This is a genomic window from Porcincola intestinalis (genome assembly GCF_009696445.1).
GTDB lineage: Bacteria > Bacillota > Clostridia > Lachnospirales > Lachnospiraceae > Porcincola > Porcincola intestinalis.
In genome coordinates this window covers 43043-63966 of sequence record NZ_VULZ01000015.1, presented here as the reverse complement: position 1 = coordinate 63966, position 20924 = coordinate 43043, and the positions used below count along the sequence as shown (strand labels likewise).

The following is a 20924-nucleotide window of genomic DNA, read 5'->3' as shown; positions in this document are numbered from 1 at the left end:
CGGTTTCCTGCCGGCCGGACCTCTTTGACAATTGGCTGGCGGACTGCTATAGAGATTGTTTTATTTCCCGGTGCCGGGATTGTCCGCACCGGGCTTTTTTTCGTCCTTCGGGAGTGGTGTATATCCGAGCGCAGAGACGTCCGCTTCCTCATCCACGGTGAACTGGTTGTCGGCGGCTGGCTTGTCATCCTCATCATTCGGCATAAGTTCCCTGATGACGGGATACTGGAGCTGGGTGTTGATCAGCACCTGGACAGAGAAGCCGAACATCAGCAGATACAGGATTGCGTATGACTGTACCAGCCCGGAGGAGCGCGCGACAAAAATCAGCTCCAGAGCGAGGATCCCGAGCATGCCGATGGATCTGGGAGCCTTTGCAAATGTAAGGAGCACGGCGTTTTTAATGGTCTGGCCGACTTTGTTGACAAACCTGGACTGCAGGGCGAACATCCAGCAGAGCGCCATGTACCAGAGGGATGCGGCAACGTAGATCATGATCCGGATCGGCCTTACGGAAGCGTCCGTGATCTGGGCCGCCATGCGGTTTTCCATGAAGAGAAGAAGGCCGAGCGCCAGCATGATCAGCCACATACCGGTGCCCTGCTTGAAGTTCATCTTGAAGGAACGGAAGAAGTTGCGGAATACGTAGCCCTCGTTCTCGTCTTTCATCTTCAGGCAGGAGTAGTGAAGCGCCGACAGGGAAGCCCCGATCGTGAAGATCGGCAGGCTGCAGACAATGAACAGAATGTTCAGCATCATCATGTCAAATGCTCTTCCGAGGAAGCGCATCACCGGGTTGTCCAGGTTAAAAATCCGATCCATCATGAGTTCAGTTTCTCCTTTGTTCTGAATAATTCACGTGATATGACGATGGTTGTCAGATGCTGCAGGTCAGCAGGGAAAGGTGCGGCTTGCAGCCGGGACGCCTCACGCCTCAGACTGGACAGCTGGTGCACCGCACATCAGACAGAAACCAGTTCTGCATGGCTATGCACGGATGAGATCTGCAAGAGCATCTGTTAGCTGTGCAAACTGCTGAAGCGACAGAGTTTCTCCACGCGCAGAGGCGGGAAGGCCAAGCGCGGTCAGCGTTTTGGCGGTCTGATCCCGTGTGACAGGAATCTGAGGTGCGTTGCCAAGTGCATTGGACAGGGTTTTGCGCCGCTGGCCGAAGGCTGCCCGGATGATTGCCTTCAGGAGCTGCTCATCCTTTGCCTGAACCGGCTTGTCCTTGTAAAGCTGCATCGTCACGACAGCGCTGTCCACCTTCGGACTTGGCATGAAGCTCGATGCCGGCACGAGTGTCACGATCTCCGGACGTGCATAATACTGCACGGCCAGGGACAGAGAGCCGTAATCCCGGCTTCCGCACCGGGCGGTCATCCGGTCCGCGACTTCCTTCTGTACCATGACGGTGACCCGTTCTGCCGGGACATGCTGTTCAAAGAGTCCCATCAGAATCGGCGTTGTTATGTAATAAGGAAGGTTCGCGACGACTTTCAGGTGCCTGCAGCGGAAAGCCTGCCCGGATTTCGGGAAGACTGCCGCAGCTTCAGTAGAGAGACCGCCAGATGAAGCCGTGGATCCGGACGTATCGCTCACTCCGTATTCAGCTGCGAGCCCGCAGAGGTTGACCTTGAGCACATCGCCCTCGACAATCCGGAGATTTTTGCAGTCGGAAAGGGTCTCATGCAGGATCTTTACCAGATCGCGGTCGATTTCAATCGCGGCGACCTGACAAGCGGCTTCGCAGAGATACCGGGTCAGCGTTCCGATGCCGGGGCCGATCTCGATCACCAGGTCGTTCTCTGTGATGTGAGAGGAGGAGACGATCTGCTGAAGCACACCCTCGTCGGTCAGAAAGTTCTGCCCGAAGCGTTTTCTGAAATTAAAATCGTACCTGCGCACGATTTCTGAAGTTTTTCTGTAAGCTGATTGTTTTTCCATGCTGTCATGATACCACAGGAAGGCCCTTATTTGACAGTGTTTTCACAGTATGTATATAATCACTCTGTATGTCCGCAGCGCAGTGGATGTGCACGATGCCGGAGCCGGATCCGCCGGATTTATTCAGGCATACAGGGGAATCTGCGCACAGAGGGGCTGCCGACGAGAAAGGCGCTCCGGGAGGAAAAATTCTATGCGATATGACAAGGTAAACACAGACCTGAACTTTGTGGACCGCGAACATGAGGTGAACGAGTTCTGGAAGAAGAATGACATCTTCGGAAAGAGCCTGAAGACCCGCGAGGGCGCGCCATACTACACATTTTATGACGGACCGCCGACGGCGAACGGAAAGCCGCACATCGGTCATGTCCTGACGCGCGTCATCAAGGATATGATTCCGCGCTATCACGTGATGAAGGGCGAATATGTGCCGAGAAAGGCTGGCTGGGACACCCACGGCCTTCCGGTCGAGCTGGGCGTCGAGAAGGAGCTTGGTCTCAATGGCAAGGAGCAGATCGAGCAGTACGGCATGGAGCCGTTCATCAAAAAGTGCAAGGAAAGTGTCTGGAAATATAAGGGAATGTGGGAGGATTTCTCCGATACCGTCGGGTTCTGGGCGGATATGAAGAATCCGTACGTCACCTACTATGACGACTACATCGAGTCCGAGTGGTGGGCGCTGAAGGAGATCTCGAAGAAGGGGCTTCTGTACAAGGGCTTCAAGGTTGTCCCGTACTGTCCGAGGTGCGGCACCCCGCTGTCTGCGCAGGAAGTGGCCCAGGGCTACAAGCTTGTCAAGGAGCGCTCTGCTATCGTCCGTTTCAAGGCAAAGGACGAGGATGACCTCTACTATCTCGCATGGACAACCACCCCGTGGACACTTCCGTCCAATGTGGCACTTTGCGTAAACCCGGACGAGACCTATGTCAAGGTCAAGGCTGCGGATGGCTACAACTATATCATCGCCCAGGCACTGGCCGACAAGGTGCTCGGCAAGCTGGCTGACCAGGCGACCGCCGCCCAGGTCTCCCGCGCGTACCATGAGGCGAGAGCGCTCGCGGAGGCAAAGAAGGAGGAGCTCAGAAAGGCCGGTGCGTCCGATGAAGAGATCGCAGCGGTGACGGTCGATTTCGATGAGTCCGCCTATGACAGAAATGGGGTCCCGGAGGGCACTGCCTACGAGGTTCTGGAAACCTACAGGGGAACCGACCTGAAGCGCCGCGAGTATGAGCCGCTCTACGCCTGCGCAGGTGAGACGGCGGCAAAGCAGTTCAAGAAGGGGTTCTATGTCACCTGCGACAATTATGTCACGATGACAGATGGTACCGGTATCGTTCATATTGCACCGGCATTTGGTGAGGACGACGGCAGAATCGGGAAGACCTATGATCTTCCGTTCGTGCAGTTTGTCGACGGAAAGGGTGAGCTGACGGAGGAGACGCCGTATGCAGGCATCTTCGTCAAGAAGGCGGATCCGCTGGTTCTGCGCGACCTCGACAAGGAGGGAAAGCTGTACGATGCGCCGAAGTTCGAGCACCAGTATCCGCACTGCTGGAGATGCGATACGCCGCTGATCTACTATGCGCGCCAGTCCTGGTTCATCCGGATGACGGCGGTCAAGCAGCAGCTGATCGACAACAACAACACCGTCAACTGGATCCCGCCGACAATCGGAAAGGGCCGTTTTGGTGACTGGCTGGAGAATGTCCAGGACTGGGGCATCTCCAGAAACCGCTACTGGGGGACACCGCTTCCGGTCTGGGAGTGCCCGGACTGCGGCGAGAAGGTTACAATCGGCTCCAGAGAGGAACTCAGAGAGCTGTCCGGCCGCGAGGATGCGCTGACGGTGGAGCTTCACAGACCGTATATCGACGATTTCGTCTGTACCTGCCCGAAGTGCGGCAAAAAACACATGAAACGGGTACCGGAGGTCATCGACTGCTGGTTTGACTCCGGCGCGATGCCATTTGCGCAGCATCACTATCCGTTTGAGAATCAGGATACCTTCCATAAGCAGTTCCCGGCAGCGTTCATATCCGAGGCAGTTGACCAGACAAGAGGCTGGTTCTATTCCCTGATGGCGGAGTCCACGATCCTGTTCGGACAGTCGCCGTACCGGAACGTCATCGTCCTCGGCCTGGTTCTGGACAAGGACGGCCAGAAGATGTCCAAATCCAAGGGCAATGCCGTGGATCCGTTTGAGGCGCTGAAAAAGCACGGCGCCGACGCCATCCGCTGGTATTTCTACAGCAACTCTGCGCCGTGGCTGCCGAACCGCTTCCACGACAAGGCTGTCCAGGAGGGACAGCGGAAGTTCCTCGGGACGCTGTGGAATACCTATGCGTTCTACGTGCTGTATGCGAATATCGATGACTTCAACCCGTCGGACTATACGGAAGCGTATGCGAAGATGGAGAAGGAAGGCCTGCCGGTCATGGACCGCTGGCTCATATCCCGGATGAACACGATGATCCGCGACGTGGACACGGATCTTGGCAGCTACAAGATTCCGGAAGCCGCACGGGCGCTGGAGGGCTTTGTGGATGACATGTCCAACTGGTATGTCCGCCGCTGCAGAGACCGCTTCTGGGCGCACGGCATGGAGCCGGACAAGATCGCGGCCTACATGACGCTGTACAATGCGCTGAAGAACCTCTGCCTGTGCGCAGCGCCGATGATCCCGTTCATGACGGAGGAGATTTACCAGAACATCGTGCGCCGTGTGGAGAAGGATGCACCGGAGTCGATCCATCTGTGCTATTTCCCGAAGGCGGACGAGAGCCGGATCGACGAGGACCTTGAGACGAAGATGGGCGAGGCGCTGAACATTGTTGTGATGGGCCGTGCAGCCAGAAATGACGCGAACATCAAGAACCGCCAGCCTCTGGCGCGGATGTTTGTCCGCGCACCGCAGGCGCTTCCGAAGTACTATGCGGACATCATCACAGACGAGCTGAATGTGAAGGAAATCACATTCACGGAGGATGTGAGAGCCTTCACGAGCTACAGCTTCAAGCCGCAGCTACGCACGGTCGGGCCGAAGTACGGAAAGCTTCTGGGCGGTATCCGGAAGTATCTCTCCGAGGTGGACGGCAGCGCCGCGATGGACGAGCTGAAGAAGAACGGCTCCCTCAGCTTCGAGGCGAATGGAAGCCCGGTCTCCCTTGCGGAGGAGGATCTGCTGATCGAGACCGCTCAGGTCGAGGGCTATGTCAGCCAGCAGCAGGGAGATCTGACCGTCGTGCTGGACACCAATCTTACACCGGAGCTGGTGGAGGAGGGCTTTGTCCGCGAGCTGGTCTCCAAGATCCAGACCATGAGAAAGGAAGCCGGCTTCGAGGTTCAGGATCATATCGATGTCTTTGAGGCAGGCAATGAAAAGCTGGAGGGTATCATGAGGAAGTATGAGTCCGGCCTGAAGAGAGAGGTGCTCGCGGAGAGCATCACCTACGGAAGTCTGGACGGATACACAAAGGAGTGGAGCGTCAACGGAGAAGCGGTAACACTGGGGGTCAGGAAAGTCTGAGGGAGGCAGCATGGATAAACATTTTGATAAAGAACGGTTCAAGGAAACGGTCAGGGACAATGTCCGGAACCTGTTCCGCAAAACTCTGAAGGAAGCGACGCAGCAGCAGCTTTTCCAGGCGGTGGCCTACGCGGTCAAGGATGTCATCATAGACAACTGGATGGCGACGCAGCAGGTCATGGACGAGGAGGATCCGAAGATTCTCTACTACATGTCGATGGAATTCCTGATGGGCAGAGCGCTCGGCAACAACCTGATCAACCTCACCGCCTACAAGGAGGTGAAGGAGGCGCTCTCGGAGATGGGCTTCGATCTGAACGTGATCGAGGACCAGGAACCGGACGCGGCCCTCGGCAACGGCGGCCTCGGCCGTCTCGCCGCCTGCTTCCTTGATTCGCTCGCGACGCTCGGTTATCCGGCGTACGGCTGCGGCATCCGTTACCGCTATGGCATGTTCCGTCAGAAGATCGAGAACGGCTACCAGGTCGAGGTCCCGGATGACTGGCTGAGAAATGGAAATCCATTCGAGCTCAAGCGTCCGGAGTACGCGAAGATCGTGCGATTCGGCGGCTATGTCCGGGTCGAGTACGACGAGCAGACCCACAGCAACCGGTTTATCCAGGAAAATTATCAGTCTGTCCGGGCAGTCCCTTACGACATCCCGGTCGTCGGCTACAATAACAATATGGTCAACACGCTCCGTGTCTGGGACGCAGAGGCCATCAATGATTTCCAGCTGGATTCATTTGACAAGGGTGACTACCAGAAGGCGGTCGAGCAGGAGAACCTGGCGCGCAACATCGTCGAGGTTCTTTACCCGAACGACAACCACTATGCCGGCAAGGAGCTGCGGCTCAAGCAGCAGTACTTTTTCATCTCCGCGTCTGTTCAGGAGGCGGTTGCAAAGTACAAGAGAAAGCACAACGACATTCACAAGTTCTATGAGAAGGCAACCTTCCAGATGAACGATACGCATCCGACGGTCGCTGTCGCCGAGCTGATGCGCATTCTGCTTGACGAGGAAGGCCTGGGCTGGGATGAGGCGTGGGAGATCACCACGAAGACAGTCGCCTACACAAACCACACCATCATGGCGGAGGCGCTTGAGAAGTGGCCAATCGAGCTGTTCTCGAGACTTCTTCCGCGTATCTATCAGATCGTCGAGGAGATCAACCGCCGCTTCATCGCGCAGGTGCAGCAGCGGTACCCGGGCAACCAGGACAAGATCGCAAAGATGGCTGTTATCTATGACGGACAGGTAAGGATGGCGAACCTGGCAATTGTCGCGGGCTACTCTGTCAACGGCGTTGCTAAGCTGCACACGGAGATCCTGAAGAAGCAGACGCTGAAGGATTTCTACGAAATGATGCCGGAGAAGTTCAACAACAAGACGAACGGTATCACGCAGCGCCGGTTCCTTCTGCACGGCAACCAGCTTCTCGCGGACTGGGTGACAGATCATATCGGGGACGAGTGGATCACGGATCTTCCGCAGATTGCGAAGATGAAGCTCTACGCTGACGACCAGAAGGCGCGGCAGGAGTTCATGAACATCAAGTACCAGAACAAGGTTCGTCTGGCGAAGTACATCAAGGAGCACAACGGCATTGATGTCGATCCGAGATCTGTTTTCGATGTGCAGGTCAAGCGGCTCCATGAGTACAAGAGACAGCTGATGAATATCCTGGATGTCATGTACCTGTACCGCGAGCTGAAGGAGCATCCGGAGAGACCGTTCTATCCGGTCACCTTCATTTTCGGGGCGAAGGCGGCTGCCGGCTACAGGCGGGCGAAGCTGACGATCAAGCTGATCAATTCCGTCGCGGATGTGATCAACAATGATCAGTCGATCAACGGCAAGATCAAGGTGGTCTTCATCGAGGACTACCGTGTCTCAAACGCGGAGCTGATCTTCGCGGCAGCGGATATCTCCGAGCAGATTTCGACTGCTTCCAAGGAAGCGTCCGGAACCTCGAACATGAAGCTGATGCTGAACGGCGCGCTGACACTCGGCACGATGGACGGCGCGAACGTTGAGATTGTGCAGGAGGTCGGAGAGGAGAATGCATTCATCTTCGGCCTGTCCTCCCAGGAGGTCATTGATCATGAGAACAACCATGACTATGATCCGACCTACTACTTCAACAATGATCCGGATATCCGTACAACGCTCATGGAGCTGATCAACGGCAAGTATTCGGGCGGGGATATGGAGCTCTTCCGCGAGCTGTATGACTCTCTGCTGACCACAAAGGAGGGACCTGCGGACCAGTACTTCATTCTGGCGGACTTCAAGTCCTATGATGCGGCGAGAAAGAAGGCCATCGAGTATTATCAGAGTCAGGGAGACTGGGCGAAGAGCGCGATTCTGAATATGGCGTCGAGCGGAAAGTTCTCCTCAGACAGAACCATTCAGGAATATGTCAGGGACATCTGGAAGCTGGAGCCGATCAAGATCACGGTCGATCCGGAATCGTTTGAGTAAGAGCTTGTAAGAAACAGAACGGCCAGACTCCGGTGCGAAGGAGTCTGGCCGTTAAAAAAAAGGGAAGTGCTGACAGCTGCCGGCACTTCCCTTTATGTCCGATGTTATGCTGTAAGAACGCTGCCGATCATGGAGCAGTCGGAGCACCAACCGGGCAAACCTCTGCGCAGGTTCCGCACTCAACACATGCGTCTGCATCGATTACATACTTGCCGTCTCCCTCGGAGATTGCGTTGACCGGGCACTCCGGTGCACAGGTTCCGCAAGATACGCAATCATCGCTGATTGTATAAGCCATCGTGACACCTCCTTGTATACTTAGTCATGACTCATTACCTGAGTCTTTTCTGTATTCTAATACCATGCAAAAGGTTTAGACAAGCATAACTTCGGGTAGACAGACGAACAAACAGGAGCAGGCAGCAGAGGCACTGAAAGGATCGGTTATGGAATCGGTATGGAGAGCTGCGAAGCGGACAGGGCAGGAGAATGACAGAATATCGGTTATCATATGTAATTAGATTGTGCAAAATATATCTTGTGTATTTGCAGTCTGCATACTATAATCGTGGATACGGGATTCAGTTCGCTGAAAGAACGGATGTGTTACGATCCGTGTATACAAAAAAGGAGGTCACAACATGGCTGAGGAAGTGAAGAATACAGCAGCAGAGAATACGACAGAGGCTGCGGCTGAGAAGAAGGCAGTACGCAAGGTTTCCAAGGATATGACCATCGGAGAGATCATCAATGTCGATGTCAATCTGGCAGGCGTTCTGATGGGCGGCGGCATGTATTGTATCGGCTGTCCGGCATCCATGGGCGAGTCGCTGGAAGAGGCGGCGATGGTACATGGGATTGATCCAGATCTTCTGCTTGAGCGCCTGAACGCATATCTCGAGGCGCAGGCACAGTAACATCTGCAGGAGGCCGGATGACAGCAGAGGGGAATGAACTGAGGGGAATTGAATGAAGATAGAGAAGATCAATGACAATCAGATACGCTGTACGCTGACACCCGAGGATCTGAAGGCAAGGGATATCCGGATCTCCGAGCTGACATATGGAAGCGGAAAGGCACGTACCCTGTTCCGCGACATGATGAAGGAAGCCTTGAATCACTGCGGCTTCCGCCTGGACAATGCACCGCTGATGATTGAGGCGACGCCGGACTCCGGCGGAAACCTTACCCTGATCATCACGAAGGTTAAAAATCCGGAGGAGATAGACTCCCGGTTCGCTCATTTTACAGGAGATCCGTCCGGGGATGACTACTCCTTCAGCAGCCTGGCGAAGGATATGCCGGCAGCGGATGATATTCTGAAGCGTCTGAAGGAGCTGTTCGATGGAGACGGCACACTGGATGAGGAGAAAGACGGGAAGCCGTCCGCGCAGCCGGTGATCAGCGGGACGGCGATTGTGCGTAGAAAGGAAGCGCCTGCTGTCCCGGTATCGGGCGATGGAAAGAGCGCTGACAGCAAAGAACAGGGCGGCCCGAACGGGACGATGACTGAAGAAGAGCTGTACGGGTTTACGCGTTTCTATATGTTCCATTCGCTTGAGAACATTATCCGTGCTTCAAAGAATATCGGACCGGATTACAAGGGGCGCAACACCCTCTACCGCAATCCGGATGACGGTGAGTATTATCTGCTGATCCGCAAGGAGGATACGCAGCCGGAGCGGTTTAATCAGATCTGCAATATCCTGTCGGAATATGGTCTCCCGATGGATTTCACAAACGGAACGGATGAATTTTTCCGTGAGCACATGAAAACCATTGTGAACAGGCAGGCTGTACAGCAGCTTCGGACGATCTGAGAAGCCGGTGCGGCGAGATTTTGCAGGTGAGGATGGATCGAGATATGCATGCGCATGTTTGTACTATGCAACATGAAGCAACAGAAATTATGTAACATCTTTCTTTATATGCGATTTTGATGAAATCAGGGAATGCTGTCCTCCGGCATTCCCTGATTTTTTGAGGAAAATGGAGGCAAAAGCTCTTCTTCAAGGTTAAAAAAATGAACCATACTGCCAATTTCTCAATGTTACATCAATGTGGTTGCACAGCATAAGGTGCCATTGTATCATGAGACTGTGCAAAAGGATGTGGCTTATGTCAAGGAGCTCCGCACCACCATTCGGGCAGCCATCCGGCAGTCCAACCGTCTTATCTGACACAGATCTGTTATATCTCACGTCCTCCGCGCATAACTGGAAGACCAGCCGTTGCTTTGCAGGATAGAGAACTGTTTTCAGCATGCAACAGGCTGCAAGTGCCGGCAGAAGCGGAATGATACATCACATTTATTTTCATTATCTGCACCTCCGCCGGCAAGGAGGAAGAGTGTATGAAAGTACAGCAACAAAAAACACGAAGCAGACAGAACAAGCAGGATGATGTACTGGGCAGTATGCTCCGTGACTATTATCTGGAAGGCTGCAGAATCAGCCTTGAGGGAAAGAGCATGGAGCCATGGGAGGCTGCCTCCTGCTGCCTGCGGGAAAGAGTCAGCTACATGATGGATTTTATCCCTGATCCGGCAGGACACCGGATCAGCCGCATTGATCTCAACCGCGTCGGAGCGGACAGATACCGCTGCAGGAGGAGAACTTATGCGGGTTGGTGCAGATAACAGGGGACTGCACCGAAGACAGACGAACCACAATATGAGGAGACAGAAAGACAAAATCAGGTACAGGACTGACCAGAAAAATGGCAGGAAACCGCAGGCAGACACAGGCCAGAACACCCTGAAAGGATTCGGAAGAACGTAACTTCGGATTCAGGAATTCATGCCTGGTCCGGGAGAGTATTCTGAAAAAGATACGGAAACAGGAAGACGGCCATTTCCCCGCTGTGTGGCAGAGTCTGCCGGGGATCTTAAGAATGTTTGATGTCGACTCGAATCTGAAAGGTTGCTATACTTACGGTTGAATCTACAAGCCTGAACATCACATCTGTGCGTACAGATTATGGTAAGCCACCCGTATCAGGAACGGAAGCGATGCAGAACTGTCAGCTGTAGCGGTGAAAGAGAACGGGAAGGTGAAGCCAGCCCTGCAGGAATAGGAAAATCAGCCGTAAGGATAACAGCCATGAATAAATCGGAATTGAATGAGAAGCAGTCGGGTGTGAAAAAAACGGATCATAAAGAATCCACAGCCGGACAAAGACCAGAGGTCCGAAGGCTGGACAAGGCAGATATAACGGCCGGCAGCAGTACGGACCGAAGAAGGGGCGGCAGGGGAAGCCGGAAGACTCTGGCCGCACTTTTCCTTGCCCTGCTTTGCTTTGGAGCCGGTATCCTGATTGTGCGGAATACGCCGACCAACAGGAAGATGTCCGATGAAGACTACTTCGGGCAGATGCAGCAGGACGAAGCAGCGCTCATTCTGGGGGACCAGCTGGTCAATGAGCGCGCGATTGTGAAGGATGGTGCACTCTATCTTCCTTATAATATTGTGCGCGATACGTTGAACGGACGGTTCTACTGGGATGAAGGAACAACCAGGATGCTGTTTACAACGGCAACTCAGGAGTTTGAGATCCCGGTGAACGCCTCGTCCTACAGTGTTATTGACGGCGTCCGGACGACGGACCCTGTCAGTGAGGGAACCTATGACCGGGTGATTATTCTGCGCCCGGATGACAACCGGATTACCGGGAGCGAGCGCGTCACGCAGGACGCACAGGAGAGCAGCGGTGGAAACACGACAGGCCTCTATGTAAGCGCTGATTTCCTCCAGAAGTATACTCAGGTGGAGTACATATGGAAGAAGGGAAACAAGGATGGCGGTCATGTCCTGATCCGGTACAAATGGGGAGAACAGCTTACGGCGAAGTCGGTCAAGGAGGCGGCTGTCCGCTACAGGGGCGGTATCAAAAGCCCGATCCTGACAACGCTTGCCAAGGGCGACAAGGTATTTGTTCTGGATCAGCTTTCCCATTGGATGAAGGTATTGACGAAGGACGGCTACATCGGCTATGTGAAGTCCGGACGGATGGCTGAACCGATGACAGAGAATGTCACGACGGATATTCCGGCGCAGGAATACCCGTCTATCACGATGGATGGAAAGGTGACATTGGTCTGGCATCAGGTGTCCTCGAAGGATGGAAACGATACCTTGTCCGATATGACCGCGCAGATGTCAGGTGTCAACGTGATCTCACCGACCTGGTTTTCCCTGACGGACAATGATGGTAACATCTCCTCAATCGGATCGAAAAAGTATGTGAAGGCCGCCCACAAAAAAGGACTGCAGGTCTGGGGGCTGGTATCAGATTTCTCGAGTGAGATGGACACCTCCGCCGTTCTGGCTTCGACAGCCTCAAGAAGGAATACGATTGGTGCACTTGTCGATGATGCCCTGAAGCTGGGACTTGACGGCATCAACCTCGACTTTGAATACATGGAGGAGGCGGATGCGCTTGCCTATGTACAGTTTGTCCGGGAGCTCTCCATCGAATGCCGGTTGAACAAGCTTGTCTTGTCGGTCGACATCAAGCCGCCCTATGATTTCAACCAGTGGATGAATCGGAAGGAGCTTGCAACAGTGGCGGACTATCTCATCAACATGGGGTATGATGAACACTACTCCGGCTCAGATGCAGGCTCGGTTGCTTCTCTACCTTATGAGCAGCGCGCAATTGAGGAGAGCATCAGCCAGGGAGTTCCGGCTGAAAAGCTGATTTCCGCAATCCCGTTCTACACCAGAATCTGGTATACATCCAGCGGAGAGGGCGGCTCCCAGACCACCACCAGCGAGGTGCTGTCCATGGCCGGCGTCCGGAAGACGCTCCAGAGCTGGAATGTTACACCTGCATTTGATGCTTCGGCTTTCCAGCATTACGCAGACTGGACGACGAATGACGGTGTCCGCTGCCAGATCTGGATCGAGGATGCCGACTCGATTGCGGCAAAGGTCCGGCTGATCCCGCAGTATGATCTCGCCGGAACAGCGGCCTGGGTGCTCGGGTTTGAGAGCTCCGATATCTGGAATGTCATCACGGAGAATATCAGCCTGAGCAAGGAAGAGGCTGCAAAAGTACAGCAGCAGGTTGAAAGCACTCTTTCGGCGGAGAGTCAGACTGAGGCTGTGACAGAGGCGGATTGAATTAATTGTTTTCCGCTTTTCTGTACAGGGAGGGTGACTGACCGTACTTCTTCTTGAAGCTGTTGCTGAAGTAATACTGGTTGTTGTAGCCGCAGCGGATACTGATTTCCTTCAGCGGGAGCGTGGACTGCTGAAGCAGCTGGCATGCTTTCTCAAGTCTCAGGCTTGTGATGGTGTCAAAGATGTTCTTTCCGTACACCTTTTTATAGAGTGCGCTGAGATAGGCACTGCTTATGCCGACATGCCGGGCGATATCAGAGAGCGAAAGAGTGTTGTCACTGTAGTTTTCGCTGATAAACTGAGATGCCTGTGAACAGATATGCTCGTGGTAGGACTCTGTTGAGGTATCGAGGCAGCGCCCGACCTTCAGGCAGAAACCGCACATCCACTCAAATAATTCGTTATAGTCGTGGATCCGGTCAAAGCGGCGATATAGCTTTGTTATGTCCTCCTCCATATCGGAGATATCGATGTTGACCTCGTAGCAGAAGTGGATGATGTCGCCGATTAGGATGTGGATGCGCGAGAACAGGATGTTCTTGACTGTGCACTCCTTTGCCAGCGCATCGAAGTAATCACGCAGCCAGACACGAATCTGAGCCGTATTCTTGGACGCGATCAGCTGGAACAGCTCCGAGGTGTCGCGTCCGTTTTCAGGGAAGAAGGAGAAAGAGTGCTTCTCCGTGTCATATGCATCATAGATTGTGTCATGCGGAAAGCAAAAACGGTACTTCAGGGCGCCTTCCGCGTTCTCAGCTGATTCATGAAGCATGGAGATGCGGGGAACGATGGTCCCGATTCCGATATTCAACTCCGCAGTTGCGTCTGAATTTGTGGTGATGATGTCAGCAAACTTGTGAATGACGGTCAGAAAGTGTTCGGTGCTGTTTGTATTCTGTCCGATGATACAGTACACCGCGTCATACGTGTGGTAGCAGTAGAACCAGTCAAAAACAGAGCCGGATTTGCGGGCGGATTCCTCGATAGAGATGACGTCCATCTGATACCGCTGCACGCCGAAGTCTTTTTCGATGGAATCAGCATTCTCTATCCGTATTTTGAGAACACAGTAGCTGGAATAGTTGAAGTCAAGACTCAGATACCGGGAATATCTGGACAGCCGTTCCTCCGCCTCGGCGCCGGAGAAACCGATCAGGTCGGAGATCAGCTTCTCCTGAATCAAGGGCTTGCTCTGCTCTACGATGGTACGCGTCCTGTCCTCCTGATCCATGGAACGAAAGACGGAGGCAAGCTTTTCACTAAGATATGGATAGGAGATCGGCTTCTCAATATAATCGACGACTCCGATGCGGATGGCTTTTTTTGCATAGTCAAATTTGTCAAATGCACTGATCAGAATCATTCTGATATCTGGCTTGATCTGGATCAGCCTGGAGCAAAGTTCAATTCCGCTGATACCGGGCATTTCGATATCGGAGATCACAAGGTCGATGTCGTGCGACTGGGCATATTCGATTGCGGAATACCCGTCGTTGAAGGTCCCTTTTATCTCAGCGTTAAGGCTTGGCCAGTTAATCTGGGACAGGATGCCCTCTATTGCAAACTGGTTGTCATCTATGATGATTACATTCCGGCTCATTCTGAATACTCCTCTATCTGGTCAATTGTGATTGTCACAATTGTTCCTTCGCCAGGGGCTGAATCAATCTTCAGTGTACCGTTTCCATAGGAGGGACTCGAGATTCTCCAACTGACGCTCCCAATACCAAAATTCTTTGAATAATCCACACTCCTGGATTCGATGACTGCACGAAGCTGCTGCAGTTTTTCCTTAGACATTCCGGATCCGGCATCCTGGATGGTGATCTGAACCTTGTCGTCCAGATAGACTGCAGAGAGCGTGATGGATACACATTTGTCTGCTTCAGAGTACCCGTAGTGAATACAGTTTTCAAGGAAGGGCTGGAGCGTAAATTTGCAGATATAGTAATTCTCGATCCCATCCTCTAAGTGAAATTGCCATGTCAGCTGGCCATTATGACAAGCTTTCTCAAGTTCCAGGTAGAGGCGGGCGATCTCAAGCTCGTCTCTGATCCGGATCATTTCTGTAGACCTTCGAAGAGCGAGCCGGTAAAACTGGGAAAGCTCCGCAATCATCTGGTCGGCGATGCCCGGCTTCCCGGTATGAATGCAGACCTGGATGGTGCCAAGAATGTTATACAGAAAATGCGGATTAATCTGTGCCAGAAGCAGCTTGTAACGGAGACGCTCTCCGGACAGGGACAGCTCCATGATAGATGCCAGGCTGGACTGTATCGAATCATCCATACGGAGAAAGGTGTGACTCAGCTCATCGATTTCGTCAAGCATGCCGGAAGGCTTCCGGAAGCCAAGTGCTGTCTGCGTTTTCTTAGAGAGTCCGACCGCCGGGTTATATTCCCGCATGGCCTTCGAGAGCAGGCTGACTCGGGAGGTCAGAGATTGAGACAGGAATGCAGAAACCAGAAGAATCGAGGCAACCGTCAGGAACAGAATCAGACTGATGGAGAACAATGTTGCTTTCAGGTTTTCATTAACGTAGGAACTCCGGATGGTTGTTACATGAAACCATCCGTTTGAAAGCGGGGAGATTCTGGTGATTGTTCCGCTATTCATCCGGACTCTGACAGAAGAGCCGGATGTCTCCTGCAGAGAGGCAATGATAGACGAATCTGCCATCTGGCCATCGGAAGCGGAAACCGAGGAGGCAGTGATCTGACCCGCAGGCGTCATTATAAAACTTTGGATGCGGACATCAGAGAATGAACCGGACAGGATGGAGCTCAGTTCATCCGGATTCATGTAGACCAGAAAGGCATACTGGATATCCTTGCTGACTTGATCCCTCAGAATGTATCCGGCGCCGATTGAGTGATAGTCTTTCTTGTCAATGTTCAGGACATAGGGCAGCGGAATATGCTTTTGGTAGAACCAGAAGGTGGAGGAAGTCGGCGTACTGCTGCTGATTCCAAAACGGTCCAGTTCATCCAGGGGAAGGAAATAGATTCCCTCATTGGAGATCATATTCTCAGATGGGAGAAATGCGAAGATGTGAAGCAGGTTGAAGGTAGACTGGTACAGGCTCAGGGTATTCCGTACGCTGGACACTTCTGTTTTCTCCTGCATATCTGCGGGAGTCTGTGAGATGGCATACATACTGTACTGGACAGAATCGATGACAGACTGGATCTGGCCTATGCGGTTGTCAATCTCCATGGTCAGCTGAGTATCGGACTGGTATACGGCATCCAGAATCTGCTCTTTCCCGCTCCGGATCGTGTGGATCAGAAGAAATGATGTTCCGACGAGTGGGATAAGGCCGCAGAACAGAAGTGAAAGCAGGATTTTTGAATGATAGGAAGAAAAACTTTTGCAAACAGTCCTTCTGAAAGAGGCCATTTGATCTTTCATTGTGAAGCTCCCTTCATTGTTTATCTCAGAGTACGTTTCGATCCTGCATTCATCTTATCTGTATCCACGATGATTTCAAGATGTTTATACAAAGTCTAAAACGGATTATAAAAACACATAAACAAATTGCATTTCAGCCAGGCGGGAAATCCGGTATTGTACATGCATCGGAAAAAAGTTCTTTTTGAGAAGGAGGAAACGAGATGAAAAGAAGAACAGGGAGAATGCTCAGTCTGGCATTAAGTGCAGGAATGGCGCTTGGCTGTGGAGCGGTTCCGGCAATGGCAGAGTCGACAGAAGCGTCAGGAGACTATGATCTCACACTGTATTCCATCCAGACGACAGATCCGGAATTCAAGGACTGGCTAAGTGATGTGGAGAGCGGAACAGGGCTGAAGATTAATGTCATTGCGGCACCTACAGACTCTGACACGAGACAGCAGAAGGTTACGACCATGCTGTCGACCGGAGACTCATCGGTTGATATCATCGAGATCAACGATGAGATGAGTACGACATTCAAAAATTCCGGATGGCTGGAGGGACTGAATGACACAGTGATGACGGACGACGTCCGCGACAAGTTCGCTAAAGGCTATGTCGACCAGATGATTACGAACGTGGACGGCCAGGTCATCGGTGTCCCGTCTTATACCGGTTACCTGGCATTCTGGGTCAACCAGCAGATTATGGATGAAGTCGGCATCAAGTCGATCGACACAAAGGATGATTTCATGAAGTATATGGAAGCTGTTTCCGGAAACGGTCGGTTCGGATATGGCGGATCATGGGAAAAAACATATGTATTCAATGAGATTGCACAGTTTGTCAATATGTTTGGCGGAGATTACTACGACTGGACAAATCCGCACAACAAGGAGGCGATGGAATTCCTTCATGAGCTTGTCCAGAAGGGTTATACCTCTCTTGACCAGCTTCCTGACAAGTATGAGCAGATGAATCCGAAGGCAATCGATGGAAAATACGGCTGCTGGTTTATGTGGGGAACTGGAACCGACTATGCGAATGCGGATATGCTCGGAGATGACAAGATCCATATGGCGATGGTTCCGTCCTTCGCGGAGGACGGAAGCAGATCCATCTTTACAGACTCCTGGAGCTATGTCCTGAATGCCGCATCCGAACACAAGGACGCTGCGGTCAAATTCCTTCAGTACATGACCGGGAAAGACGGGATGGAGGCAAGCTACAAGTATTTTGACCGTTATCCGGCAAGGGCGGATCTGGCGGAGGAAATTGTTCCGGATTCCAATCCTGTCAAGAAGATGTACGCGGAATACGCAAAGGAGTGCAACGTACAGGGAAGGCCGATGCTGCCGCAGACAATGGAGTTCATCAGTGCGATGGGAACGATCTTCCAGTCCTATATGAGAGATGAGATCTCGATCGATGACTTCCTCTCCCAGGCACAGGGATACGTAGAGGAGTACCAGTAAAATCTTCATACAGCCGGTGGCAGAAAATCCTGCCCCCGGCTGTTGTCTGAGGAGGAAGGAAATATCACATGTACAGAAGCAAATCGAAGGCGATGGCTCTCCTTCCATGGCTGCTGGTGCTTCCGGTTGTCATCCTGAGGGCATTTACAACGATATATCCGGTCACAAAGACAATCAGGGACAGCTTTTTTGACATACGGCTCCTTGCCGGAAAGAATGTGTTCTGCGGGTTTGAGAATTATATCCGGATGTTTCATGATCCGAAGGTACTGATCTCGATCCAGTTTACGGTTATCTTTGTCTTTGTCTCGATGTTTTTTCATATTACACTGGGTGTGCTGCTTGCGATGGCGCTGAACATGAAGTTCAAAGGGCAGAGGTTCCTCCGGACGATTGTCCTGATTCCCTGGGCAATGCCCTCTGTCGTCGCAGGTATGGCCGCAAAGTGGGCGTTCAATAACGACTATGGCCTGATCAATGATCTGATCCGAAGGATTGTCCCGAGCTTTCAGTATAACTGGCTGATCTACAGGGGGTCTGCGAGAGCAGCTGTGATTGCGGTGGATCTCTGGAAGGATCTTCCGTTCTTTGCGATTCTGGTATTGTCGAACCTGCAGTTCATATCAGGGGATCTGTATGAGGCAGCAAAGGTTGACGGCGCTTCCGCCAGACAGTGCTTTACGAAAATCACTCTGCCGCTGATCGCAAAGGGGGTGGCGACACTCTGTATTCCATTCACACTGTGGAGGCTGACTTCATTTGACCTTGTCTATTCGATGACTTCCGGAGGACCAGGGGAAGATACGGCGCTGATAGCGTACCGAATCACGACAGAGGCATTCACGAATCTGAACATCGGGTATGCATCTGCCATGGCGGTTGTATTGTTCCTGATCATGATGGCCTTCTCACTCATCAATATGAGAATTACTGGAAGTAAAAAGTTTGAGACATAAAAGGAGCAGCCATGAAAATAAAAAGGATCAGTAACGGAACATCCGGAAAGATCGGAATCTGTATCATCCGCTGGGTTGTCTTTGCGCTGATTGCATTTGTCGTTCTGATGCCGGTCTACTGGATATTCATATCCTCGATTACTCCGCCCGGGGAATTGTTCAAATCCCCCATTGAATACCTTCCGAAGCACCCGTCACTTGAGAGCTACCAGTTCCTGGTGAGCCATGTCGGCCTGCTTGAAAAGATCCGGAACACAATCATTATCATCGGAGTTACGTTGATCGTGGGAACCTTCATCTGCATCCTCGGAGCCTACGGGTTTTATCGGTTCAGGGACAGGAAGGGCGTCAATCTGGCGTTTCTGTTCATTGTTGCAACGATGCTGATTCCGGAGGTGGTCACGGCAAGGCCGCTGTATGAATTCATGAGAAAAGTCGGGCTGTTTGACACCTATCCGGGACTGATCATCCTGTATATCAGCAGCATTGTTCCGTTCACGATTCTGATTCTGAGAGGGTTTGTCGGGGGGATTCCGGTTGTACTGGAGGAGGCTGCAGCGATTGACGGAGCGGGATTCTGGCAGCGCATGCGGTATATTATACTGCCGCTGATGAAGCCGGCGATCGCAACCGTCTGCATCATCAACTTTATCTCATGTCTGAATAATTTCTTTACACCTTTGTACTACTCAAATCATATTCAGGTGTTGTCGGTCGCTATCGTCCAGCTTCCTCTTCGTGATAATATGTATGGCGTACCCTGGGATCTGACATCGGCGATGGGCTGGATCATTCTGATGCCGATCATATTGTTCGTCGCAATCTTCGAGAAGCAGATCATGGATGGGATTATGGCAGGAGGCGTGAAGGCATGAGCGGATATACATCACTCGGAAACTTGTTTCTGGATCAACATATGGAAAGCCGGTCGATCAATGCAGAAAACCCAACCGGAGAGAAGGGCAGGGGCGGCATGGCGGCTAGCGGGCTTGGACCGTCCCGGAAGGGGGCACCCTGCCTGCATGATATCCCTTCCGGCGCGAGGGTGAATCTTGCGGCAATTGAAGGTCCCGGCATCATTCGGCACATCTGGATCACCGTGCCTTACAAAACGACAGATGCAGATTGTTTTGTCTTGCGGGATCTGGTGCTCCGCTTTTACTGGGATGATGAGACACTTCCGTCTGTGGAGGTACCACTTGGGGATTTCTTCTGCTGCGGGTTCGGAAGAGCCTGCATGGTCAATTCTCTGCCGATCGCGGTGGTGCCGAACCGGGGGCTGAACTGTTATTTCCAGATGCCGTTCAGGAAGAGTGCCCGGATTGAGCTGGAAAATCAGCATAAAAACCCGATTCCGGCCTTTTTCTACCAGGTGGACTACAGCCTTGTGGAAGCCCTCCCGGAGGATGCGCTCTATTTTCATGCACAGTGGCGCAGGGAGAAAATCACCCAGAAGGGTATTGATTACACCATTCTGGACGGAGTGAAGGGAAGAGGACAGTATGTCGGAACCTATCTGGCACTGACTACGCTGGAGCGATACTGGTACGGAGAAGGAGAGGTCAAGTTCTACCTGGATGGTGACCGGGAGTACCCGACGATCTGCGGAACTGGTACAGAGGATTATTTCGGCGGCTCCTGGAGCTTTGCGAGACAGGAGAATGGAAAAACAGTTGAGCAGCAGTACTGCACGCCTTATCTGGGCTATCCGTATTACTCCAGCCATGACACGGAGCACAACCTGTATCACAACGATGATACCATGCCGCAGCGGGGGTTTTACAGGTGGCACATCGAGGACCCGATTGCATTCAGCAAGGATATCCGCGTGACGATCCAGCAGATTGGCGTCGGTTACAGGGGGCTGTTTGAAAGACAGGATGACGTCGCGTCGGTTGCATACTGGTACCAGCAGCTCCCGCATGAGCCGTTCCCGGAGCTTCCAGGAGTGGAGGACAGATGGCCAAGGTAAGCCTGCCGGAGCCATGATATAGAGCGTTCTTCGCGAATCCTGC

Annotated in this window: 15 protein-coding genes; 10 read left to right on the top strand and 5 right to left on the bottom strand. The window is 52.7% G+C overall.

Annotated features, from left to right (window positions below):
• Window positions 1–60: 60 nt before the first annotated feature.
• Together FYJ35_RS12405 and FYJ35_RS12400 are read right to left on the bottom strand one after the other, a co-directional pair.
• Window positions 61–825: a YesL family protein gene (locus FYJ35_RS12405; protein WP_154526998.1), complete on the bottom strand. Its 765-nt coding sequence runs from the start codon at window positions 823–825 to the stop codon at window positions 61–63.
• 162 nt (window positions 826–987) lie between these two features.
• Window positions 988–1947, bottom strand: a complete 960-nt coding sequence (locus tag FYJ35_RS12400; protein ID WP_154526996.1) for a ribosomal RNA small subunit methyltransferase A — start codon at window positions 1945–1947, stop codon at window positions 988–990.
• Between the two features lie 193 nt (window positions 1948–2140).
• Here FYJ35_RS12400 and FYJ35_RS12395 point away from each other — a divergent pair, with 193 nt between their 5' ends.
• Both FYJ35_RS12395 and FYJ35_RS12390 read left to right on the top strand, forming a co-directional pair.
• Window positions 2141–5476: an isoleucine--tRNA ligase gene (locus FYJ35_RS12395; RefSeq protein ID WP_154526994.1), complete on the top strand. Its 3336-nt coding sequence runs from the start codon at window positions 2141–2143 to the stop codon at window positions 5474–5476.
• 10 nt (window positions 5477–5486) lie between these two features.
• Entirely contained in the window at window positions 5487–7961 is a 2475-nt protein-coding gene (locus FYJ35_RS12390) for a glycogen/starch/alpha-glucan phosphorylase (RefSeq protein WP_154526992.1), read from the top strand.
• Between the two features lie 127 nt (window positions 7962–8088).
• On the opposite strand, the gene FYJ35_RS12385 is transcribed toward FYJ35_RS12390, so the two are convergent.
• Window positions 8089–8259, bottom strand: a complete 171-nt coding sequence (locus FYJ35_RS12385; RefSeq protein ID WP_154526990.1) for a DUF362 domain-containing protein — start codon at window positions 8257–8259, stop codon at window positions 8089–8091.
• Window positions 8260–8689: 430 nt separating this feature from the next.
• Here FYJ35_RS12385 and FYJ35_RS12380 point away from each other — a divergent pair, with 430 nt between their 5' ends.
• The 4 genes from FYJ35_RS12380 (at window position 8690) to FYJ35_RS12365 (ending at window position 13085) form a co-directional block, all read left to right on the top strand.
• The gene (locus FYJ35_RS12380; protein ID WP_235906568.1) at window positions 8690–8878 is read left to right on the top strand and encodes a DUF1858 domain-containing protein; all 189 of its coding nucleotides are present in this window, start codon (window positions 8690–8692) and stop codon (window positions 8876–8878) included.
• 52 nt (window positions 8879–8930) lie between these two features.
• Window positions 8931–9782 carry an adaptor protein MecA gene (locus FYJ35_RS12375; protein ID WP_154526986.1) on the top strand — a complete coding sequence of 284 codons (852 nt, stop codon included), beginning with the start codon at window positions 8931–8933 and terminating at the stop codon, window positions 9780–9782.
• Window positions 9783–10315: 533 nt separating this feature from the next.
• A complete protein-coding gene (locus FYJ35_RS12370) occupies window positions 10316–10600 on the top strand; it encodes a hypothetical protein (protein WP_154526984.1) in 285 nt (94 codons plus the stop codon).
• A 463-nt stretch (window positions 10601–11063) separates the two neighbouring features.
• Complete coding sequence (locus FYJ35_RS12365; RefSeq protein ID WP_205839832.1) at window positions 11064–13085, top strand: glycosyl hydrolase family 18 protein; 2022 nt, start codon at window positions 11064–11066, stop codon at window positions 13083–13085.
• 1 nt (window position 13086) lies between these two features.
• Here FYJ35_RS12365 and FYJ35_RS12360 read toward each other — a convergent pair whose 3' ends face one another.
• Window positions 13087–14685: a response regulator transcription factor gene (locus FYJ35_RS12360; RefSeq protein WP_154526980.1), complete on the bottom strand. Its 1599-nt coding sequence runs from the start codon at window positions 14683–14685 to the stop codon at window positions 13087–13089.
• The gene (locus FYJ35_RS12355) at window positions 14682–16496 is read right to left on the bottom strand and encodes a sensor histidine kinase (protein WP_154526978.1); all 1815 of its coding nucleotides are present in this window, start codon (window positions 16494–16496) and stop codon (window positions 14682–14684) included. Before FYJ35_RS12355 ends, FYJ35_RS12360 begins: the two co-directional genes overlap by 4 nt.
• Window positions 16497–16699: 203 nt before the next feature.
• Between FYJ35_RS12355 and FYJ35_RS12350 the strand changes: the two genes are divergently transcribed.
• From FYJ35_RS12350 to FYJ35_RS12335, 4 genes are all read left to right on the top strand, one after another.
• On the top strand, window positions 16700–17953 hold the full coding sequence (locus FYJ35_RS12350; RefSeq protein WP_154526976.1) for an ABC transporter substrate-binding protein: 1254 nt from the start codon (window positions 16700–16702) through the stop codon (window positions 17951–17953).
• Between the two features lie 68 nt (window positions 17954–18021).
• On the top strand, window positions 18022–18909 hold the full coding sequence (locus tag FYJ35_RS12345; protein WP_154526974.1) for a carbohydrate ABC transporter permease: 888 nt from the start codon (window positions 18022–18024) through the stop codon (window positions 18907–18909).
• An 11-nt stretch (window positions 18910–18920) separates the two neighbouring features.
• On the top strand, window positions 18921–19784 hold the full coding sequence (locus FYJ35_RS12340) for a carbohydrate ABC transporter permease (protein WP_154526972.1): 864 nt from the start codon (window positions 18921–18923) through the stop codon (window positions 19782–19784).
• Window positions 19781–20881, top strand: coding sequence for a glycoside hydrolase family 172 protein (locus tag FYJ35_RS12335; RefSeq protein WP_154526970.1), 1101 nt, complete (start codon window positions 19781–19783; stop codon window positions 20879–20881). Before FYJ35_RS12340 ends, FYJ35_RS12335 begins: the two co-directional genes overlap by 4 nt.
• Window positions 20882–20924 lie beyond the last annotated feature (43 nt).